This is a genomic window from Pseudomonas sp. TE36184, from assembly GCF_054060055.1.
This window is the reverse complement of sequence record NZ_JBSSCU010000001.1, coordinates 6,202,308-6,218,584: the sequence shown is the minus strand read 5'-3', so window position 1 is coordinate 6,218,584 and position 16,277 is coordinate 6,202,308. Positions and strand designations below refer to the sequence as shown.

The window sequence follows — 16,277 nt, the reverse complement described above, 5'->3', positions numbered from 1 at the left end:
AGTAAAAATGGAAAGGATAGACAAGGAGTTCTTAAGGCGATTGGATGACGAGTTGATGAGCGAGGGCTTAAGCCTGCATCAGCGCCCTTTTCATGTCGTGGCGGAATGGATGAAGAGCAACAACATAGAAGGTAACTTTCTAGATGAGCGTATCTGGACCCCGCTCATGGAAGACTACCGAGCCCTATATCCCAGCGGGGATTTTTCAATACCCGGTCTTGTAGATGCAGGGGTTGCAATCCGTGACACGATGTACCCAGCCAGGGTGAATGTCGGATTTGGAACCTTCGGCGTGACACCTTTGGATATGATTGAAATCACCAAAGCCGAGCTTGAGAATATCTTCAAGCACTACCCAGAACTAGGCTGGAAGGCGCTTTACAGCGCCTGTGACCTATGGGATTTGGCATATGGGGTTGATGATTTACGATTTGAAGATAGTGCAGCAGTTCAGCACCTTAACAATGCGAAGTCCGCTATTTCATCAACCGCACGCACGCTTTTTCAGGCTACAGACACAGACTCTGCAATACAGACTTGTTGCTTGGCTGCCGAACTGGCTATGAAAGGTGCACTACTACGCCTTGGGGTAGATAAAAAAGAAGTGAGGAAACACAATCACAACCTGGTTGAGCTCGCAGAGAGCTTAGTGAAACATTACTCAAACAGCAACGATGATCGTTTACTTGAAGCAAGCAAGGGCTTTCCGAATTACGTAAACACTCGGTATTCAGACCACGGACTCACCAGAGTGCAACTCATGTCATTGGCAATGAGAGCGTTATTCATTGCCGCTGAAGCAGTCCGTAGGATCACTGACAGAAATCTAGCAGGAAAAGTTGAAGCTAGTGAGAGAGTACCTCGACCATCATTGTAGATCGTGAATGCACTGTACTAACGACGTTGCTGCTTTCAACTCTCTGCCGCTATTACCAGGGCAGAGGGTCGTCACATACGTATTCAATTTTAGCACCTTGCCCGATTACAGGAACGGCAACATCTGGTACTTCATCCAATGTATCGACAAACAACGGTAGGCGCTTATGCACGACTACAGGAGCTTGTGACGGTGTATCTATATATGCCTCAAGAGGTATATCTTCAAGCACAGGAGCCATATCGCCTGCAAGCTCCTGAGAGGCGATTACAGAATCGCTATAGTTATCCGCGACAGCAGGGAAAGCAACCTCGCCAATCACCCTAGAAGAGCCTGTAGATGCCTTGCCGATGCATACTTGAAGTGGAGCCAGGATCTTATAGTTGTTAGAGCGAATGAATCCTCTGCCTTTCTGCCGTTGTACTTCTATGTAGCCATGCTGAGTCAGCTTGGTAATAAAGCGCTTAACTGTACTTGGGTCACATCCTGTAGACACTGCGATATCATCTTGGTTATCGAACCAATCCTTGCCAATGGATCTAAAGAATTTATATCTCTTCTCCATCCACGCCCACATAATTTTCTGATCACCAGTGAGCTTAAATTGTTCGCCAGTGGTCCTGCTGGTCCAGTGTGTTGCCTTCATGATTTCGTGTGTAAGCTTGCAAAAAGTCTCGGTCATCGTATTCCTCGTATGTACTCTTAAAGGTTCTTGATATATTCTAAGAACTTGGATTCTTCCATAGCCCCAGTTCTGAAGAGAGCTATCATTTCGATCATGTGAGCAACGCGAACTGCTGCACTTGGACCGCCGTTACCGTTACCAGCCTTAAGCCAATCACGACTGTGTTGCCGGAACTGAATGTTCATTTCATTTTCTCCTTGCACGGTGAAACTTCACAGAGGGCAGGATGCCCCATGTGGATTCGATCTAACTTAACTAGGATGCCAGCACCGCTGATTGAAGCCCCTTGCACGATCAATTCATATGATTGAGCAATCAGAAAGCTCTTCTGCTTTACCTTGCAAGAATCCCGAAGGGTGCAGGGACTGCATCAGTCTTATTATTTTCTTTCTTGTTATAGATCTATCTTACTAAGGGGGCAGCACGCCCTCTGTCACAGGGGGCAAATTGACCTATGTACAGGGGGCGTGCTGCCCTATGTGAGCTACTAACAAGAATTCCAGGCAACAGAAAACCGACGCCTGACGTTGCACTGGGGCAAGTCGAGATCGTTCGGTGCTGGTTTGCTGGAAAGGTGGCGAATATACGCCGATACCCCTGTTTTGTCAAGGACCTTTACGATTACAAGTTACTGTAAGGAGTTAGGCTGCAAGCTCCTGTAGTGCGACATGAGAGTCTTTCTTTTGCTTTGCAGCCAGAGTTCACTTTACAGCATACACGACATCTACGAAGCTAGCAGTGACTAACGAATGCAACTTTGCTCTCCTATATTAACCAATGCCACTCAGTGACGGGAGTTAAGATAAACAATGAAGACGATCACAATAATGATGATCAACAGTACTTTGTTCTTGTATTGATCCTCGTTGCGAATCGCCTGGCACGCCTCCAAATCAGACTTGCCAGTTTCCTTATGCTCTAAGATCCGACCAATCTTCTTGTCGATATTCTTGTTATGCCTATTATTCTGCATCGTGACAAGGAACCAAATAATTATCCAACATCCAGCGGTCGGTATGCACATTAAAAGGTGCAAGACGTGGCTTGTAGTCTTCTTTTGGCTGTTCAGCACATAGATCCGTTCGTTCATGACTGCTTTCACCTGCTTAACCGTGGGTCTGAGCAGGCAAAATATCTGAAATTCAGATATCTGAAAAGCAGATATAGGTTGAGCAGCTACTCTCTATAGCTGACCACCATGGCCAAAACGATCTATAGACACGAACACGCTGTGCTTTTGTCACTACTGAAAAAGCATCGGAACGAAGCAGGCCTGACTCAAGTCCAGTGCTCAAAAGCGCTGGGGCGCCCGCAATCCTTCATGAGCGACGTTGAAAGCGGGACTCGCCGGCTGGATGTAGTACAGGTCCGTGATCTGTGCAAAATCCTTGGAATTTCGCTTACGAAATTGGTAATTGAGCTTGAAAAAATACTGGCAGAGGAAGGATGAGGCCACAGATGCGACCTTACGTACCCCTCGACGGCGGAAACCGTATCCGTAGCTCGCCTAAAGCAAGGGGCTGTATAAAGTCCGCGTGCGAAGTGGGGGGACGACGGCGCGTGCAAGTCAAAGCCCCTATCTATTATCCGCGCGCGCCTCACCGCCACAACATTTTTGAAGCGTCCCCCCTACTCGTTTGGTAAAGTCGCGCTTTAATCCATCAAAAACTACAGTGCGTTGACCTATAAGCCAAGGAAGATAAAATGCAGTCTGAGTTAAAATCATTATCTAAATTATTTTCTGAAGTTATTTTTAGAATCCCTGACTACCAGCGCGGGTACTCTTGGGAAACCAAACACTTAAAAGACTTTTGGAACGATATAGAGCAGTTACCGGACGGAAAGAGCCATTACACCGGGGTATTAACTCTAGAACCGGTAAATATAGATAACTATAAAACCTGGGAAGACGATGTTTGGATTATAGAATCAAAACACTATAGCCCCATGTATGTTGTGGACGGCCAACAGCGCCTTACGACTGCAATTATACTTCTACAGTGCATCCTAGAAGCAATAGATGATGCAGAGCTACTAAACTACACTCAAAAAGCAGACATAAGAAAAAAATATATATGCGAACCAAAAGGGATGGGGATTTCAAAATCCTACATCTTTGGTTATGAAAAAGACAATCCAAGCCATGAATTTTTAAAACAATTTATCTTTGGTGACTCTTCAGTAAATCATTCGACAACCGAAGAGACCATTTATACAAAAAACCTAACTGGCGCAAAAAACTTTTTTTCAGAAAAAGTAAAAAACCTCACAAAAGACGACTTAGAATATATATTCACGACCCTCACCCAACATCTACAATTTAACTTGTTTTACATAGAAAAAGATCTGGATGTTTTTGTTACATTCGAAACAATGAACAACAGAGGAAAGCCCCTTTCTCACTTAGAGCTACTTAAAAACCGGCTAATATATTTATCAACAAAATTTGACGTAGAGAAATCAGAAAGCGAGCACTTGAGAAAAGCGATCAATGAAAGCTGGAAATCCATCTATCACTATCTAGGAAAAATGAACAAAACAAAACTTGATGATGACTTCTTAAAAACTCACTTCTTGAGCTATTTCGGTGATCAGATAGAAGAAATAATATCTTCAAAGTTCCATATTCGCAGATACTTCTCTCAAGGAGAAAGATACAAAAGCTATCTACTGGATGATTTTTTCACACCTAAAAGACTTTTCATATCAAAAGAAGAAAGCAATAACAGAAAACATATTACAGAGACAGAACCAGGCGAGATTATCATTAAAAGGCCAGAAATGAAGCCTTTGAATATAGACACGGTCTTTGACTACTCGCAGAGCATCAAAAGACTAGTAAGAACTTATTATCAAACAGCTTTTCCGGACGACGGGGACTGGTCTGACTTTGAAAAAGAAAAACTCAGCCAAATCAACAGACTCAATGACGATGATATTTTTACTTTGAGTACGGCATCGCTACATAAATTTGCGAAGGGTCAGACTAGAGAAGAGGTGCTTACGGCTATCGAACGCTTTGGCTTCGTCTCCAAGCTGACCTCCTATTATTTTGAGTTGAACCTCATAGACCTTGCCTCCAAAGTTTTCGCAGAAAACATTAGTGCAGAGGATCTGAAAAAAGCACTAATTGATCCCGTTGACAAATTTAGTCGTTCAAAGGACTTTCATGACGCCATTCGAACGATTGGAAAAAACGTCAATAGCGGATACTACAGCTGGAAACAGCTTCGATACTTTATGTTTGAATACGAACAACATTTAAGATCTGAATCTAAAACAACACGTCAGCTATTAAAATGGTCGAATGACGTGGGTAGAGAGTATTTCGATAGAGATCACAAAACAATCGAACACATTTACCCTCAAAAGGCGACAAACCCCAGCTGGAAGTCAGCAATCAACGACAAAGGATATTCGGTAAAAGAAAGAAACATATTAAAAAATTCCCTGGGAAATTTATTACCAGTATCGCACGCCAAAAATGCCGCACTCGGAAATAAATCATTTCAAGATAAAAAAGGCACTGAAGCGAACCAAGTTGGTTATCGTTATGGGTGCCTTTCAGAAATACAAGTATCGACAAATGAAAACTGGACCGCCAAAGATATCCTTAGGAGAGGAATATACCTCTTAAGTTTCATGGAGCAGAGGTGGAATCTAAAGATTGGCGAACCCACAAAAAAGATGGAAATCCTTGGCCTACGATTTGTTTTAAATTATGAAGGAACAGATATTAATTCTCTTGCAAACCAAAGAGTTTCAATACCTGTACCGCCTATAGAATCTATAGAAAACAGATCGGATCAAGTTGAATTTTAAACCATTCAAAATAGGGGTTGAGATCGAACTCACCCCTTTTCTTCAAACCTGTAAAAGATACGGCCTAAACCGCAGCACCTACTCCCCGAGCCACTTATTCACCTGCGCCATACGCGACTGAATCGGTTCCAATTCATTGACTGCGTAGATCTGCGCGGCCTCTCTGATCGACCCAAACCCACCAGCGTTCTACGGCAAGGTACCCATCACCTGCGGCGGATGCAGTTTGGTTTCTTATCGAGTTGAATTCTTGTTTGGCAGAAAACGCTAAGTGCGATCAATTCTTGATAGCTAGATTCTGGGGCATGTTAAAGACAGCCCCATCTGCATAGTATCGAGAAGGAATGCGACGTAGAGCGAGAGTAGTACAATTGAGTAGTACAAACGAAAAAGCCCGCGAACTCTAAGTAACTGAATTCACGGGCATTTCTAAATGTGGCGGTGAAGGAGAGATTCGAACTCTCGATACAATTTCTTGTATACACACTTTCCAGGCGTGCTCCTTAAGCCACTCGGACACTTCACCGTATCTCGTCAAACCAGTTCAGTCTGTCGAGGCGCGCTAATGTAGTCGAAAGACTTGCTGATGGCAAAGGTTTTTTTCAGAATTTTCATGCGGTTAGACCGGTATTCCGTGACGGGCCAGGCGAGGGCGATGATTCTGCCATTCTCAGGCATCGACGGCACGCGTCTGGGACGGTTGCTGCGCCCTGCCCCGGGCGGTTTATCGCCGGGTATAGAGGGAAAGCCTGACTGGCCAGTCAGTCACAGCGCTTTACCAGGCCGGGCGTGGTGAGTAACGTCTGCGCATGCACCTCTATAACAAGTCCTACAAGGAACCACGTCATGAGTGAGTTGATCTCCTACCACCTGGAAGACGGTATCGCGACCCTGACCTTGAGCAACGGCAAGGTGAATGCCATTTCTCCGGCGGTGGTCAGTGCATTTAATGAAGCGCTGGATCAGGCCGAGAAGGATCGGGCGGTGGTGATCATCACCGGAACGCCGGGGATTCTGTCGGGTGGCTATGATTTGAAAGTGATGACCGCCGGTCCTAAAGAGGCGATCGGCCTGGTGACGTCGGGCTCGACGCTGGCGCGGCGCCTGTTGGCGCATCCGTTCCCGGTGATCGTCGCGTGCCCTGGGCATGCGGTGGCCAAGGGCGCGTTCCTGCTGTTGTCGGCGGATTATCGGATCGGGGTCGAGGGCCCGTTCAGCATTGGCCTGAATGAAGTGGCGATCGGCATGACCATGCACCATGCGGGGATCGAATTGGCGCGCGATCGTCTGCGCAAGTCGGCGTTTCAGCGCTCGGTGATCAACGCCGAGATGTTCGACCCGCAAGGCGCATTGCAAGCCGGTTTCCTCGACAAGGTGGTGGCGCCAGAAGCGTTGCACACCGCGGCACTGGAAGCGGCGCGGCAGTTGAAGAAGCTCAATATGAACGCCCACAAGCAGACCAAATTGAAAGTGCGCAAAGCCTTGCTCGAAGCCTTGGATGAAGCAATCATCCAGGACCAGGGCCATATTTTGAGCTAAGCCGCCTGCATGTGCCGTATCAAAGCCCGACCTTGAGTCGGGCTTTTTCTTACAAAAACAACCGACTAATCCTTGGCCGCTCTAGTCTGCCCCTGCTGGCACTTATTGAAACATGTACTTAAACATCGCCTATCTCCTACCTCTATCGGGGCAATTGCCGAATACAGTGTACATCCGTACACTGCGCCACCTTTTGTCTCGATGGTGCCGTGTCGATGCTGTTTCTGTTGCGTATGTCGTTGATGGGCCTGCACTTTATCCTCGCCGGCGGCTTGGGCGTATTGCTGGGGATCTGTCGGCCGTTCAACCCGGACAATAGCCGTCTGTGCGCGCGCCTGTATGCGCTGCCGGCGATGCGAATACTGGGGCTGCGCGTCAAGGCCGATGTCGATTCGCTGCGCAACAAGCCCGGCAGTTGTCTGATCATCGCCAACCACCAGTCCAACTATGACCTGTTTGTGCTGGGCACCGTGGTGCCGCACCGCACCGTGTGTATCGCCAAGAAAAGCCTGAAATGGGTGCCGTTGTTCGGCCAGTTGTTCTGGCTGGCGGGCAACGTGCTGATCGACCGCGGCAATGCGTACAAGGCACGCCGTGCGATGCTCACCACCACCCGGACGCTGCAGCATAAGGACACGTCGATCTGGGTCTTCCCGGAAGGCACGCGCAACCTGGGCAAGGGCCTGCTGCCGTTCAAGAAAGGCGCGTTCCACATGGCGATTGCCGCTGGCGTGCCCATCGTGCAGGTGTGCGTGAGCAATTACGTCACCCATATGCAACTCAATCGCTGGAACAGTGGCGATGTACGCATACGCTCGCTGCCGCCGATTCCTACCACCGGACTGACTGCGGATGACATCCCGGCGTTGATGCAAGCCTGCTACGCGCAGATGGATGAATGCATCAAGGCGATGGACCACGAACTGCAAAGTGCCATAACAATAGAACTCGCTTCCAGCTAAGCTGCCCAACATCTGTTCCCCTGATAAGAAGTGATCGGCACCATGGGTAGAGTTGTTGCGGCCGCTGTTTACAGCGCCGGAAAGAAAGTTACTGATATCACCCTCGACGAAGGCGCAGCCTGGGCCGCCAAACCCGGGCATTTTGTCTGGATCGGCCTGGAAGAGCCCGACGCCCGCGAGCTGGTCAACCTGCAACGCCAGTTCAACCTGCATGAACTGGCCATCGAAGACGCCCTGGAAAAACACAGCCGCCCCAAGCTGGAAACCTTCGGCGACGCACTGTTTATCGTCACTTATTCTCCGGTGCGCGAGAACGGCAAGCTGGAGTTTATCGAAACCCATATCTTTGCCGGCAACGGCTACATCATCACGGCGCGCAACGGGCACTCGGCGTCCTACGGTTTTGTGCGCCAGCGCTGTGAGGCACGGCCATTGTTGCTGGAGCATGGGGAAGATTTCGTACTCTATGCGCTGCTGGATTTCGTCACCGAAAACTACCAGCCGGTCAGCGAGGCGATCCACGCCGAGATCGATGAGCTGGAACGCAACGTGCTGTGCAGCTCACTCAATGAGCACGATATCCAGAACCTCCACGGCCTGCGCCGTGACGTGCTGCGCCTGCGCCGCTACGTGGCACCGATGGTGGAGATCAGCGAAGAGCTGCAGAAGCTGAGTTTTCCATTCATCGACAAGAACATGCGCCCGTATTTTCGTGATGTACAAATCCACGTCACACGGCAGATGGAAGACCTGGCCACCCTGCGCGACATCGCCAGCCAGACCATCGAGATCGGTGTGTTGCTGGAGGCGTCGCGCCAGAGCCTGGTGCAGCGCAAGTTCGCCGCGTGGGCGGCGATCCTGGCGTTCCCCACCGCGGTGGCAGGGATTTACGGGATGAACTTCCAGAACATGCCCGAGCTGCAATGGCATTACGGTTATTTTGGCGTGCTGGGGTTCATCGCCGTAGGGTGCAGCGGCTTGTGGGTCAGCTTCAAGCGTTCGGGCTGGCTTTAACCTTGGCTTCAGGCTTGTGCGCGACGAAGCGCATCATCCACTCCGCCACGGTCACACCGTGGTGGTCGCGCTCGAGGCTAGCCACGCCATTCTTGTAGACCTTCTCGCCCAAGGTTGTCTGAAGAATCTCCAACAGCTCGCGGGAATAGTCGTGGATGAACTCGGGGTGCCCCTGGAAGCACAGCACCTGATCGCCGATGTGGTACGCCGCAAACGGGCAAAACTCGCTGGAAGCAATGACCGTGGCATTGTCCGGCAAGGTGGTCACCTGGTCCTGGTGGCTGATCAACAACGTCAGCTCCGGTACCTCAGGGCTCATCCACGGCGCCTTGGCATCGATTTTGTAATCGTGGATGCCCATGCCCCAGCCCTGGCCGGCGCGCTCGGTCTTGCCGCCTAGCAGCAACGCCAACAATTGGTGACCGAAACAGATGCCCAACAACTTGTCGCCGCGCTCATAGCGGTCGAGCAGGTAGGTTTTGAGCGTCTGAATCCAAGGGTCAGTGCCAAACGAATCGGCCTTGCTGCCGGTTACCAGATACGCGTCAAACACCTCATCATCCGACGGGTATTCACCCTGCACCACGTTGTACACGACAAACTCGGCCGGGATCGGCTGCTTGGAGAACAGGCGCTTGAACATCTGCCCGTAACCTTGGTACTGATCGATCAAGCCTGGACGCAGGATATCGGTTTCCAGGATGCAGACGCGTAGCGACATAAAAAATACCTGACACGGCGATGGGAATATTGAACACCTCCAGAGCCTGCCTTGAAATGTACCTGCAAAGCAAGCCCCGCATCGATCACCGAAATACTTCACCCTGTGCGGCTTTCTGCAGCAACAACGCCGGCGGCGAGAAGCGCTCGCCATACTGCTCGGCCAGGTAGCGCGCCCGTGCAATAAAGTCGTTCAAGCCGTACTGGTTGATAAATTGCAAAGCGCCACCACTCCACGCCGCAAAGCCGATACCGAAGATCGAGCCGACGTTGGCGTCCGCGGTGGACATCAACACGCCCTCCTCCACGCAGCGCACGGTTTCGATGGCCTGGATAAACAACAAACGGTCGCGCACGTCCTGCGCTGAAATGCGTTGGTCGGGGCGTTCGAAGCGGCTTTTCAGTTCCGGCCACAAATATTTCTGCCCACCTGCGGGGTACTCATAGAAACCGCCCCCCGCCGCCTTGCCCATGCGCTGGTATTCGTTGACCAACAGATCAATCACCTGCGTCGCCGGATGGGTTGGCACGGCTTTACCTTCAGCCTGCAGATCCTTGGCTGTCTGCTGTCGGATATGGCTCATCAGGCTAAGCGACACTTCGTCAGACACCGCCAGCGGCCCCACCGGCATACCGGCCTTGCGCGCTTCAGTCTCGATCATCGGCGCAGCCACGCCTTCGCCGAGCATGGCGATGCCTTCGTTGGTGAACGTGCCGAACACCCGTGAGGTGAAGAAGCCGCGACTGTCGTTGACCACAATCGGGGTTTTCTTGATTTGCAGGACGAAGTCGAAACCACGGGCCAGGGTTTCGTCCGAGGTCTGTGTACCCTTGATGATTTCCACCAGGGGCATCTTGTCCACCGGGCTGAAGAAATGCAGGCCGATGAACTTGGTCTGATCCGGCACCGCCGTGGCCAGGCCACTGATAGGCAAGGTGGACGTGTTGGAAGCGATCACCGCGTCCAGGCCGACCACGTTTTGCGCGGCCGCAGAGACTTTGGCCTTGAGCTCACGGTCTTCGAACACCGCTTCGATGATCAGGTCGCAGCCGGCCAGGTCGGCGTCAGACTGCGTAGGATGGATACGCGCCAAGGTGGCTTCGCGCTGCTCGGCGGTCAATTGCCCACGGCTGACCTTCTTGTCCAACAGTGTGGCCGAGTGCGCCTTGCCTTTCTCGGCGGCTGCGAGGTTGATGTCCTTGAGCACCACTTCAACGTCTGCACAGGCGCTGACATAAGCGATCCCCGCGCCCATCATCCCGGCACCGAGCACGCCAACCTTGCGCGTCAGGTAAGGCGCAAAACCCTCAGGGCGCGAACGCCCGGCGTTGATGTCATTGAGCTGGAACCAGAAGGTGCCGATCATGTTTTTCGCCACCTGCCCGGTGACCAATTCGGTGAAGTAGCGGGTTTCGATCAGGTGCGCGGTGTCGAAATCCACCTGGGCACCTTCCACCGCCGCGCAGAGAATTTTCTCCGGCGCCGGCAAGCAGCCATTGGTTTTGCTGCGCAGGATCGAGGGCGCGATGGCGAGCATCTGCGCGACTTTCGGGCTGGACGGCGTGCCTCCGGGGATCTGGTAAGCCTTGTTGTCCCACGGCTGCGCGGCGTCGGGGTGGGCGAGAATCCAGGCGCGAGCCTTGGCCAGCAGTTCGTCGCGATCCACTGCCAGCGCGTCGATCAAGCCCGCTTGCAGGGCCTGCCGTGGGCGGATCTTCTTACCTTCGAGCAAATACGGCAGGGCTTTTTCCAAGCCCAACAGGCGCACCATCCGCACCACGCCACCGCCGCCCGGCAGCAGGCCCAGGGTGACTTCCGGCAGCCCCAGTTGTAGCGACTGGTCGTCCAGCGCGACCCGATAGTGACACGCCAGGCAAATCTCCCAGCCGCCGCCGAGGGCCGCGCCATTGATGGCGGCGACCACCGGTTTGCCAAGGGTTTCCAGGCTGCGCAGTTGCGCCTTCAGTACCCACACACTGTCGGAAAATTCCTTGGCGTGGGCCTTGTCGACCTTGATCAGTTCATTGAGGTCGCCACCGGCAAAGAACGTCTTCTTCGCCGAGGTGATGACCACGCCGGCGATCCCGTCCTTTTCCGCTTGCAGCCGCGCCACGGTGGCCGCCATGGCCTCGCGGTACACAGCGTTCATGGTGTTGGCGCTCTGGCCGGGCATGTCGAGGGTCAGGACCACGATCTGGTCCTGGCCTTTTTCGTAACGAATGGCTTGGGTCATGACAATTCCTTGGGCTCAGAGGCGTTCGATAATGGTGGCGATGCCCATGCCACCGCCGACACACAAGGTGGCCAGGCCGTAGCGTTGTTGGCGCACTTCCAGTTCGTCGAGCAAGGTGCCGAGGATCGCGCAACCGGTAGCGCCCAGCGGGTGGCCCATGGCGATCGAGCCGCCGTTGACGTTGACCCGGGCGGCGTCGATGCCCATGTCTTTGATGAACTTGAGTACCACCGAGGCGAACGCCTCGTTGACCTCGAACAGGTCGATGTCTTCGACGCGCAGCCCGGCCTTGGCCAACGCCTTGCGCGTGGCTGGCGCCGGGCCGGTGAGCATGATGGTAGGGTCGGTGCTGGTGACCGCCGTGGCGACAATCCGCGCCCGCGCTTGCAGGCCCAGCTCGCGGCCCTTGGCCTCGGAGCCGATCAACATCAACGCGGCACCGTCGACGATACCGGAGCTGTTGCCGGGGGTATGGACATGGTTGATCCGCTCGACATGGCTATAGACCCGCAGCGCGGTGGCGTCGAAGCCCATCTGCCCGATCATCTCGAAGCTGGGCTTGAGCTTGCCCAGGCCTTCGAGGGTGGAGTCGGCACGGATAAATTCATCGTGGTCCAACAGCACAAGGCCGTTCTGGTCCTGCACCGCGATCAGCGACTTATTGAAGGAACCGTCTGCGCGTGCCCGGGCCGCTTTCTGCTGGGAATGCAGGGCGAAGGCGTCGACGTCTTGACGACTGAAGCCTTCCAGGGTCGCGATCAAATCCGCGCCAATGCCCTGGGGCGTGAAATGGCTGTGCAGATTGGTTTGCGGATCGAGCACCCAGGCGCCGCCATCGCTGCCCATGGGCACGCGGGACATCGACTCGACGCCACCGACCACCACTAGGTCTTCGAAGCCGGAACGCACTTTCATCGCGCCCAGGTTCACCGCCTCGAGGCCCGAGGCGCAGAAGCGGTTGACTTGGACACCGGCGACGCTGACGTCCCAGTCCGCCACCAGCGCGGCGGTCTTGGCGATGTCCGCGCCCTGGTCGCCCACGGGGGTGACGCAGCCGAGGACGATGTCATCGACCTGGCGGGTATCGAGGTCGCTGCGCCGGGCCAGCGCCGTCAACAAACCCGCCACCAGGTTTACCGGCTTGACGCTGTACAAGGCACCGTCGGCCTTGCCTTTGCCCCGGGGCGTGCGTATCGCATCAAAGATCAAAGCTTGGGTCATGACATCCTCGAACCGCTGTGCATGTGTGCCCTTACCTTAGGCCCGATTGACACGGTTTCAATGACGGATGCGCTCATTGCGTTTGACCCCCTCGCTCGGACGAACGGTAGCAGATGAGTGCAACCGTTTGATTAATCGTTTTAGCGGTCTAGCCAAGGCATTGGCGCCAAGATGGCGATAGGCCTCATACCTTTTTCAGTAAAAAATATGACAAGTTGATATGAAATGGATCTAAGCCACGCAGAACGAGGGCTCTAAGGTTCACTCAGTAGGAAGTTGCTGCCGGGTTTTGCTGGAGCAGCTGTAAGAAAAGCGACACGTCACGTTGCGATACTGAAATAAACCGGCACGCATTTGACGCTCAGGAATAACAACAAAAGGCAGTCAGCCATGTTCAAGCATTCGAAAATACGTCAGGCGGGACTTATTCTGTTCGCCACCACACTGATTCTGATCTTGCCCAACCTGACCAAGGTGCTTGGGTGACGAATCACACGCGCGATTCTGTACATCAGGCTTGCAGTTTTTGGCAGCTCCTGCGAGGACATTGCGTATAGCGGTCCTGTTGCAGGGGCTGCCGTTTTGCCTGGGAATTTTCCGGTATCTTAAGCGCCACTTCTTCTCGCACCGGGCCTCTCTCTTGAAATCGATCCTCGCCCTCTTCGCCTTGTTCCTCGCCCTGCCCGTTGCCGCCGCGCAGTTGACCATCGAGCTGGACCACACCAGCAAGACCTGGCAGACCGAAGACCTGCTCAAGCACCCCGATGCACAGACGGTGCATATCGTTGATGACGTTTCCTACAAGCGAAGCATGACGTATCGCGCAGTCCCGCTGGCGGTACTCCTACCGGGTCTGCAGACGGAAAACCATCTGCAGGCCATCGCGCTCGACGGGTTCGCCGCCGAACTGAGCGCCGCGCCTTTGCTGGAAACACACGGCGCCCGCGCCTGGCTGGCGGTGGAAGATCCCAGCGATCCGTGGCCCGCGCTGGCGGCCGACAAGCCGAGTGCCGGGCCGTTCTACCTGGTGTGGACGAACCCTCAGGCCGGGCACATCAGCCCCGAGCAATGGCCGTTCCAGATCTCCGGGATCAAGCAGTTGAAGACGGTTGCCGAGCGTTTTCCGGCGTTGCTGCCCGATCCGAAGCTGGGTGCGAATGATCCGGTCAACCAAGGTTTTGCGCTGTTCCAGAAAAACTGCCTGGCCTGTCACCGCCTCAATGGGGCTGGCGATGCACAGGTAGGGCCGGACCTGAACCTTCCCTACAACCCCACCGAATATTTCAGCGGCGATTTCCTCAAGCGCTATATCCGCGACCCACAAAGCCTGCGGCGCTGGCCCCAGGCGAAAATGCCGGCCTTCGCCGCCGGCGTGTTGCCCGACAGCGAGCTGACGTTGCTGGTGGGGTATTTGAAGCATATGGCCGGGCGTAAGCAGCAGCCCTGAGCTATTGCTGCTGCACCGAAACCAGCGGCGTCGGCGCCACCGACACCTTGGCATGCATCTGCTCATGCCCGCCGCCGCGCCGCATGCCGCGTACCGGGCAGGCGTCCAGATAATCCAGGCCCACGGCCAGTTTCAGGTGCCGCTCCGGCCGCGCCAGTTGGTTGGTCACGTCAAAGCTGTACCAGGCGTCGTCCAGCCAGGCTTCGGCCCAGGCGTGACTGGCCAGGTGCGTGCTGTCCTCGGTGTACAAATACCCCGACACATACCGCGCTGGAATCCCCAGGCTGCGCGCGCAGGCCAGGAACGCGTGGGTGTGGTCCTGGCACACCCCCGCACGCCCCGCGAAGGCCTGCGCGGCGCTGGTGTCGACCTCCGTGGCGCCGGGCGTGTAGACCATCGAGTGGTTGAGCGCGTGCATCAGGTCGATCAAGGCGCTGCGGTCGCGGCGCTGATGGCAATGCTGCTCGGCAAAGCGGCGCAGGGCTTCGTCGGGCTCGGTCAGCCGCGTACTGCGCAGGAACGGGTAGGCGGACTGGCTCTCGTGCTCAGCCTCGCGCAACTCGTCGATATCGACCTGGCCACGGGCGCCGATGATGATGGCGTCGTGAGGCTCGTCCAGGGTCAGCACATGCAGGATATTGCCGAACGGGTCGACCTGGGCGCGCACCGGACGCGGTAGATCCAGTTGCCAACTGAGTACGTGCTGGCGTTCGCTGTCGTGGGGCGTAAGGCGCAGGTACTGGATGCTGGCGCGCACCTGATCGTCGTAGTGGTAGGTGGTTTCGTGGCTGATGGAGAGTCTCATGCCGCCTCCAGGTAGGAACTGTAGATGGCGTCGCCCAACTGGCGGACCAAGGGAATAAAGTCGGTCAGCCAGGCATGCAGGCCTTCCTCGAGGATTTCGTCGATGGCGGTAAAGCGCAGACGCGCATCCATTTCGGCGGCCAGGCGCTGGGCCGGGCGGCCGTTGAGGCCGGGCAGGCTGGCGAGGATCTGGTCGATCTCTTCGCTGCAGGCCCGCAGCGAACGCGGCACATCGGCGCGCAACAGCAACAGCTCCGCCACTTGCCGGGCGCCGGGGGCGTCGCGGTAGATCTCGGTGTAGGCCTCGAACGACGACAACGCACGCAACAAGGCACTCCACTGGTAGTACGCGTGGGCTGTGCCATCGCTGACCGCTTCGGCCTGGTCGCCAGCCATTTCATAGCGTGCGTCCAGCAGGCGCAGGGTGTTGTCGGCGCGCTCGATGAAAGTGCCCAGACGGATAAAGCGGAAAGCATCGTTGCGCATGATCGTGCCGTAGGTGGCGCCGCGAAACAGGTGCGAACGCTCCTTGACCCACTCACAGAACCGGCTCATGCCGTAGCGGCTCAAGCCTTGCTGGGCGATGTCGCGGATATCCAGCCAGGTGGCGTTGATGTTTTCCCACATGTCGGCCGTGATTCGCCCACGCACCGCATGGGCGCTGGCCCGCGCAGCACCGAGGCAGCTGTAGATGCTGGCCGGGTTGGCCGCGTCCAGGGCGAAAAAGTGCAGCAGGCGTTCGGCGTGCAGCTCACCGTGTCGCGCGTGGTAGTCGTCCAGCGTGCCGGTGATCAGCAACGGCATGGCCAGTTCATGCAGGCCGTCGCCGCGCCCGTCCTGGGGCATCAGCGACAGCGAATAGCTGACGTCGAGCATGCGCGCGAGGTTTTCCGCGCGTTCGAGGTAGCGCGACATCCAGTACAGATCCGAGGCAGTTCTACTCAACATGGCA

Annotated in this window: 15 protein-coding genes, 1 tRNA gene and 1 pseudogene; 7 read left to right on the top strand and 10 right to left on the bottom strand. The window is 54.7% G+C overall.

Annotated features, from left to right (window positions below):
• The first annotated feature begins 7 nt into the window (after positions 1 to 7).
• Entirely contained in the window at positions 8 to 877 is an 870-nt protein-coding gene (locus ACVWZP_RS28250; RefSeq protein ID WP_457370312.1) for a HEPN domain-containing protein, read from the top strand.
• 52 nt (positions 878 to 929) lie between these two features.
• Here ACVWZP_RS28250 and ACVWZP_RS28245 read toward each other — a convergent pair whose 3' ends face one another.
• From ACVWZP_RS28245 to ACVWZP_RS28235, 3 genes are all read right to left on the bottom strand, one after another.
• On the bottom strand, positions 930 to 1,559 hold the full coding sequence (locus ACVWZP_RS28245; RefSeq protein ID WP_457370311.1) for a DUF6945 domain-containing protein: 630 nt from the start codon (positions 1,557 to 1,559) through the stop codon (positions 930 to 932).
• A 20-nt stretch (positions 1,560 to 1,579) separates the two neighbouring features.
• Positions 1,580 to 1,747: a hypothetical protein gene (locus ACVWZP_RS28240; protein WP_457370310.1), complete on the bottom strand. Its 168-nt coding sequence runs from the start codon at positions 1,745 to 1,747 to the stop codon at positions 1,580 to 1,582.
• 599 nt (positions 1,748 to 2,346) lie between these two features.
• The gene (locus ACVWZP_RS28235; RefSeq protein ID WP_457370309.1) at positions 2,347 to 2,652 is read right to left on the bottom strand and encodes a hypothetical protein; all 306 of its coding nucleotides are present in this window, start codon (positions 2,650 to 2,652) and stop codon (positions 2,347 to 2,349) included.
• Positions 2,653 to 2,760: 108 nt separating this feature from the next.
• On the opposite strand from ACVWZP_RS28235, the gene ACVWZP_RS28230 reads away from it, so the two are divergent.
• A complete protein-coding gene (locus tag ACVWZP_RS28230) occupies positions 2,761 to 3,012 on the top strand; it encodes a helix-turn-helix domain-containing protein (protein ID WP_457370308.1) in 252 nt (83 codons plus the stop codon).
• A 254-nt stretch (positions 3,013 to 3,266) separates the two neighbouring features.
• The gene (locus tag ACVWZP_RS28225; RefSeq protein ID WP_457370307.1) at positions 3,267 to 5,384 is read left to right on the top strand and encodes a DUF262 domain-containing protein; all 2,118 of its coding nucleotides are present in this window, start codon (positions 3,267 to 3,269) and stop codon (positions 5,382 to 5,384) included.
• 78 nt (positions 5,385 to 5,462) lie between these two features.
• Here ACVWZP_RS28225 and ACVWZP_RS28220 read toward each other — a convergent pair.
• Both ACVWZP_RS28220 and ACVWZP_RS28215 read right to left on the bottom strand, forming a co-directional pair.
• Positions 5,463 to 5,603: pseudogene (locus ACVWZP_RS28220) on the bottom strand (phage portal protein); the annotation flags it as partial.
• Positions 5,604 to 5,820: 217 nt separating this feature from the next.
• Positions 5,821 to 5,910, bottom strand: a tRNA-Ser gene (locus ACVWZP_RS28215).
• A gap of 320 nt (positions 5,911 to 6,230) precedes the next feature.
• Here ACVWZP_RS28215 and ACVWZP_RS28210 point away from each other — a divergent pair.
• The 3 genes from ACVWZP_RS28210 (at position 6,231) to ACVWZP_RS28200 (ending at position 8,899) form a co-directional block, all read left to right on the top strand.
• Positions 6,231 to 6,923 carry a crotonase/enoyl-CoA hydratase family protein gene (locus ACVWZP_RS28210; protein ID WP_017848500.1) on the top strand — a complete coding sequence of 231 codons (693 nt, stop codon included), beginning with the start codon at positions 6,231 to 6,233 and terminating at the stop codon, positions 6,921 to 6,923.
• A gap of 215 nt (positions 6,924 to 7,138) precedes the next feature.
• A complete protein-coding gene (locus ACVWZP_RS28205) occupies positions 7,139 to 7,885 on the top strand; it encodes a lysophospholipid acyltransferase family protein (protein ID WP_046382398.1) in 747 nt (248 codons plus the stop codon).
• A gap of 42 nt (positions 7,886 to 7,927) precedes the next feature.
• Positions 7,928 to 8,899, top strand: a complete 972-nt coding sequence (locus tag ACVWZP_RS28200; RefSeq protein WP_457370306.1) for a magnesium and cobalt transport protein CorA — start codon at positions 7,928 to 7,930, stop codon at positions 8,897 to 8,899.
• Here ACVWZP_RS28200 and ACVWZP_RS28195 read toward each other — a convergent pair.
• The 3 genes from ACVWZP_RS28195 to ACVWZP_RS28185 all read right to left on the bottom strand — a co-directional run bounded on the left by ACVWZP_RS28195 (position 8,877) and on the right by ACVWZP_RS28185 (position 13,074).
• The gene (locus ACVWZP_RS28195) at positions 8,877 to 9,620 is read right to left on the bottom strand and encodes an amidotransferase (protein ID WP_017848503.1); all 744 of its coding nucleotides are present in this window, start codon (positions 9,618 to 9,620) and stop codon (positions 8,877 to 8,879) included. The genes ACVWZP_RS28200 and ACVWZP_RS28195 overlap by 23 nt on opposite strands.
• 85 nt (positions 9,621 to 9,705) lie before the next feature.
• Entirely contained in the window at positions 9,706 to 11,853 is a 2,148-nt protein-coding gene (locus ACVWZP_RS28190) for a 3-hydroxyacyl-CoA dehydrogenase NAD-binding domain-containing protein (protein WP_457370305.1), read from the bottom strand.
• A 15-nt stretch (positions 11,854 to 11,868) separates the two neighbouring features.
• A complete protein-coding gene (locus ACVWZP_RS28185) occupies positions 11,869 to 13,074 on the bottom strand; it encodes an acetyl-CoA C-acetyltransferase (RefSeq protein WP_046382396.1) in 1,206 nt (401 codons plus the stop codon).
• Positions 13,075 to 13,714: 640 nt separating this feature from the next.
• Here ACVWZP_RS28185 and ACVWZP_RS28180 point away from each other — a divergent pair.
• A complete protein-coding gene (locus ACVWZP_RS28180) occupies positions 13,715 to 14,521 on the top strand; it encodes a c-type cytochrome (protein WP_256822688.1) in 807 nt (268 codons plus the stop codon).
• Position 14,522: 1 nt separating this feature from the next.
• Here the strand turns inward: ACVWZP_RS28180 and ACVWZP_RS28175 are convergent, their stop codons facing one another.
• Together ACVWZP_RS28175 and ACVWZP_RS28170 are read right to left on the bottom strand one after the other, a co-directional pair.
• Entirely contained in the window at positions 14,523 to 15,326 is an 804-nt protein-coding gene (locus tag ACVWZP_RS28175) for a transglutaminase family protein (RefSeq protein WP_017848508.1), read from the bottom strand.
• Positions 15,323 to 16,273: an alpha-E domain-containing protein gene (locus ACVWZP_RS28170; RefSeq protein ID WP_026140215.1), complete on the bottom strand. Its 951-nt coding sequence runs from the start codon at positions 16,271 to 16,273 to the stop codon at positions 15,323 to 15,325. Before ACVWZP_RS28170 ends, ACVWZP_RS28175 begins: the two co-directional genes overlap by 4 nt.
• Positions 16,274 to 16,277: the final 4 nt, after the last annotated feature.

What these genes read in the sequence shown, in the direction of transcription:
- ACVWZP_RS28250 (WP_457370312.1), top strand. Translation starts at nt 8, where the DNA reads ATGGAAAGGATAGACAAGGAGTTCTTAAGGCGATTGGATGACGAGTTG.
- ACVWZP_RS28245 (WP_457370311.1), bottom strand. Translation starts at nt 1,559, where the DNA reads ATGACCGAGACTTTTTGCAAGCTTACACACGAAATCATGAAGGCAACA.
- ACVWZP_RS28240 (WP_457370310.1), bottom strand. Translation starts at nt 1,747, where the DNA reads ATGAACATTCAGTTCCGGCAACACAGTCGTGATTGGCTTAAGGCTGGT.
- ACVWZP_RS28235 (WP_457370309.1), bottom strand. Translation starts at nt 2,652, where the DNA reads ATGAACGAACGGATCTATGTGCTGAACAGCCAAAAGAAGACTACAAGC.
- ACVWZP_RS28230 (WP_457370308.1), top strand. Translation starts at nt 2,761, where the DNA reads ATGGCCAAAACGATCTATAGACACGAACACGCTGTGCTTTTGTCACTA.
- ACVWZP_RS28225 (WP_457370307.1), top strand. Translation starts at nt 3,267, where the DNA reads ATGCAGTCTGAGTTAAAATCATTATCTAAATTATTTTCTGAAGTTATT.
- ACVWZP_RS28210 (WP_017848500.1), top strand. Translation starts at nt 6,231, where the DNA reads ATGAGTGAGTTGATCTCCTACCACCTGGAAGACGGTATCGCGACCCTG.
- ACVWZP_RS28205 (WP_046382398.1), top strand. Translation starts at nt 7,139, where the DNA reads ATGCTGTTTCTGTTGCGTATGTCGTTGATGGGCCTGCACTTTATCCTC.
- ACVWZP_RS28200 (WP_457370306.1), top strand. Translation starts at nt 7,928, where the DNA reads ATGGGTAGAGTTGTTGCGGCCGCTGTTTACAGCGCCGGAAAGAAAGTT.
- ACVWZP_RS28195 (WP_017848503.1), bottom strand. Translation starts at nt 9,620, where the DNA reads ATGTCGCTACGCGTCTGCATCCTGGAAACCGATATCCTGCGTCCAGGC.
- ACVWZP_RS28190 (WP_457370305.1), bottom strand. Translation starts at nt 11,853, where the DNA reads ATGACCCAAGCCATTCGTTACGAAAAAGGCCAGGACCAGATCGTGGTC.
- ACVWZP_RS28185 (WP_046382396.1), bottom strand. Translation starts at nt 13,074, where the DNA reads ATGACCCAAGCTTTGATCTTTGATGCGATACGCACGCCCCGGGGCAAA.
- ACVWZP_RS28175 (WP_017848508.1), bottom strand. Translation starts at nt 15,326, where the DNA reads ATGAGACTCTCCATCAGCCACGAAACCACCTACCACTACGACGATCAG.
- ACVWZP_RS28170 (WP_026140215.1), bottom strand. Translation starts at nt 16,273, where the DNA reads ATGTTGAGTAGAACTGCCTCGGATCTGTACTGGATGTCGCGCTACCTC.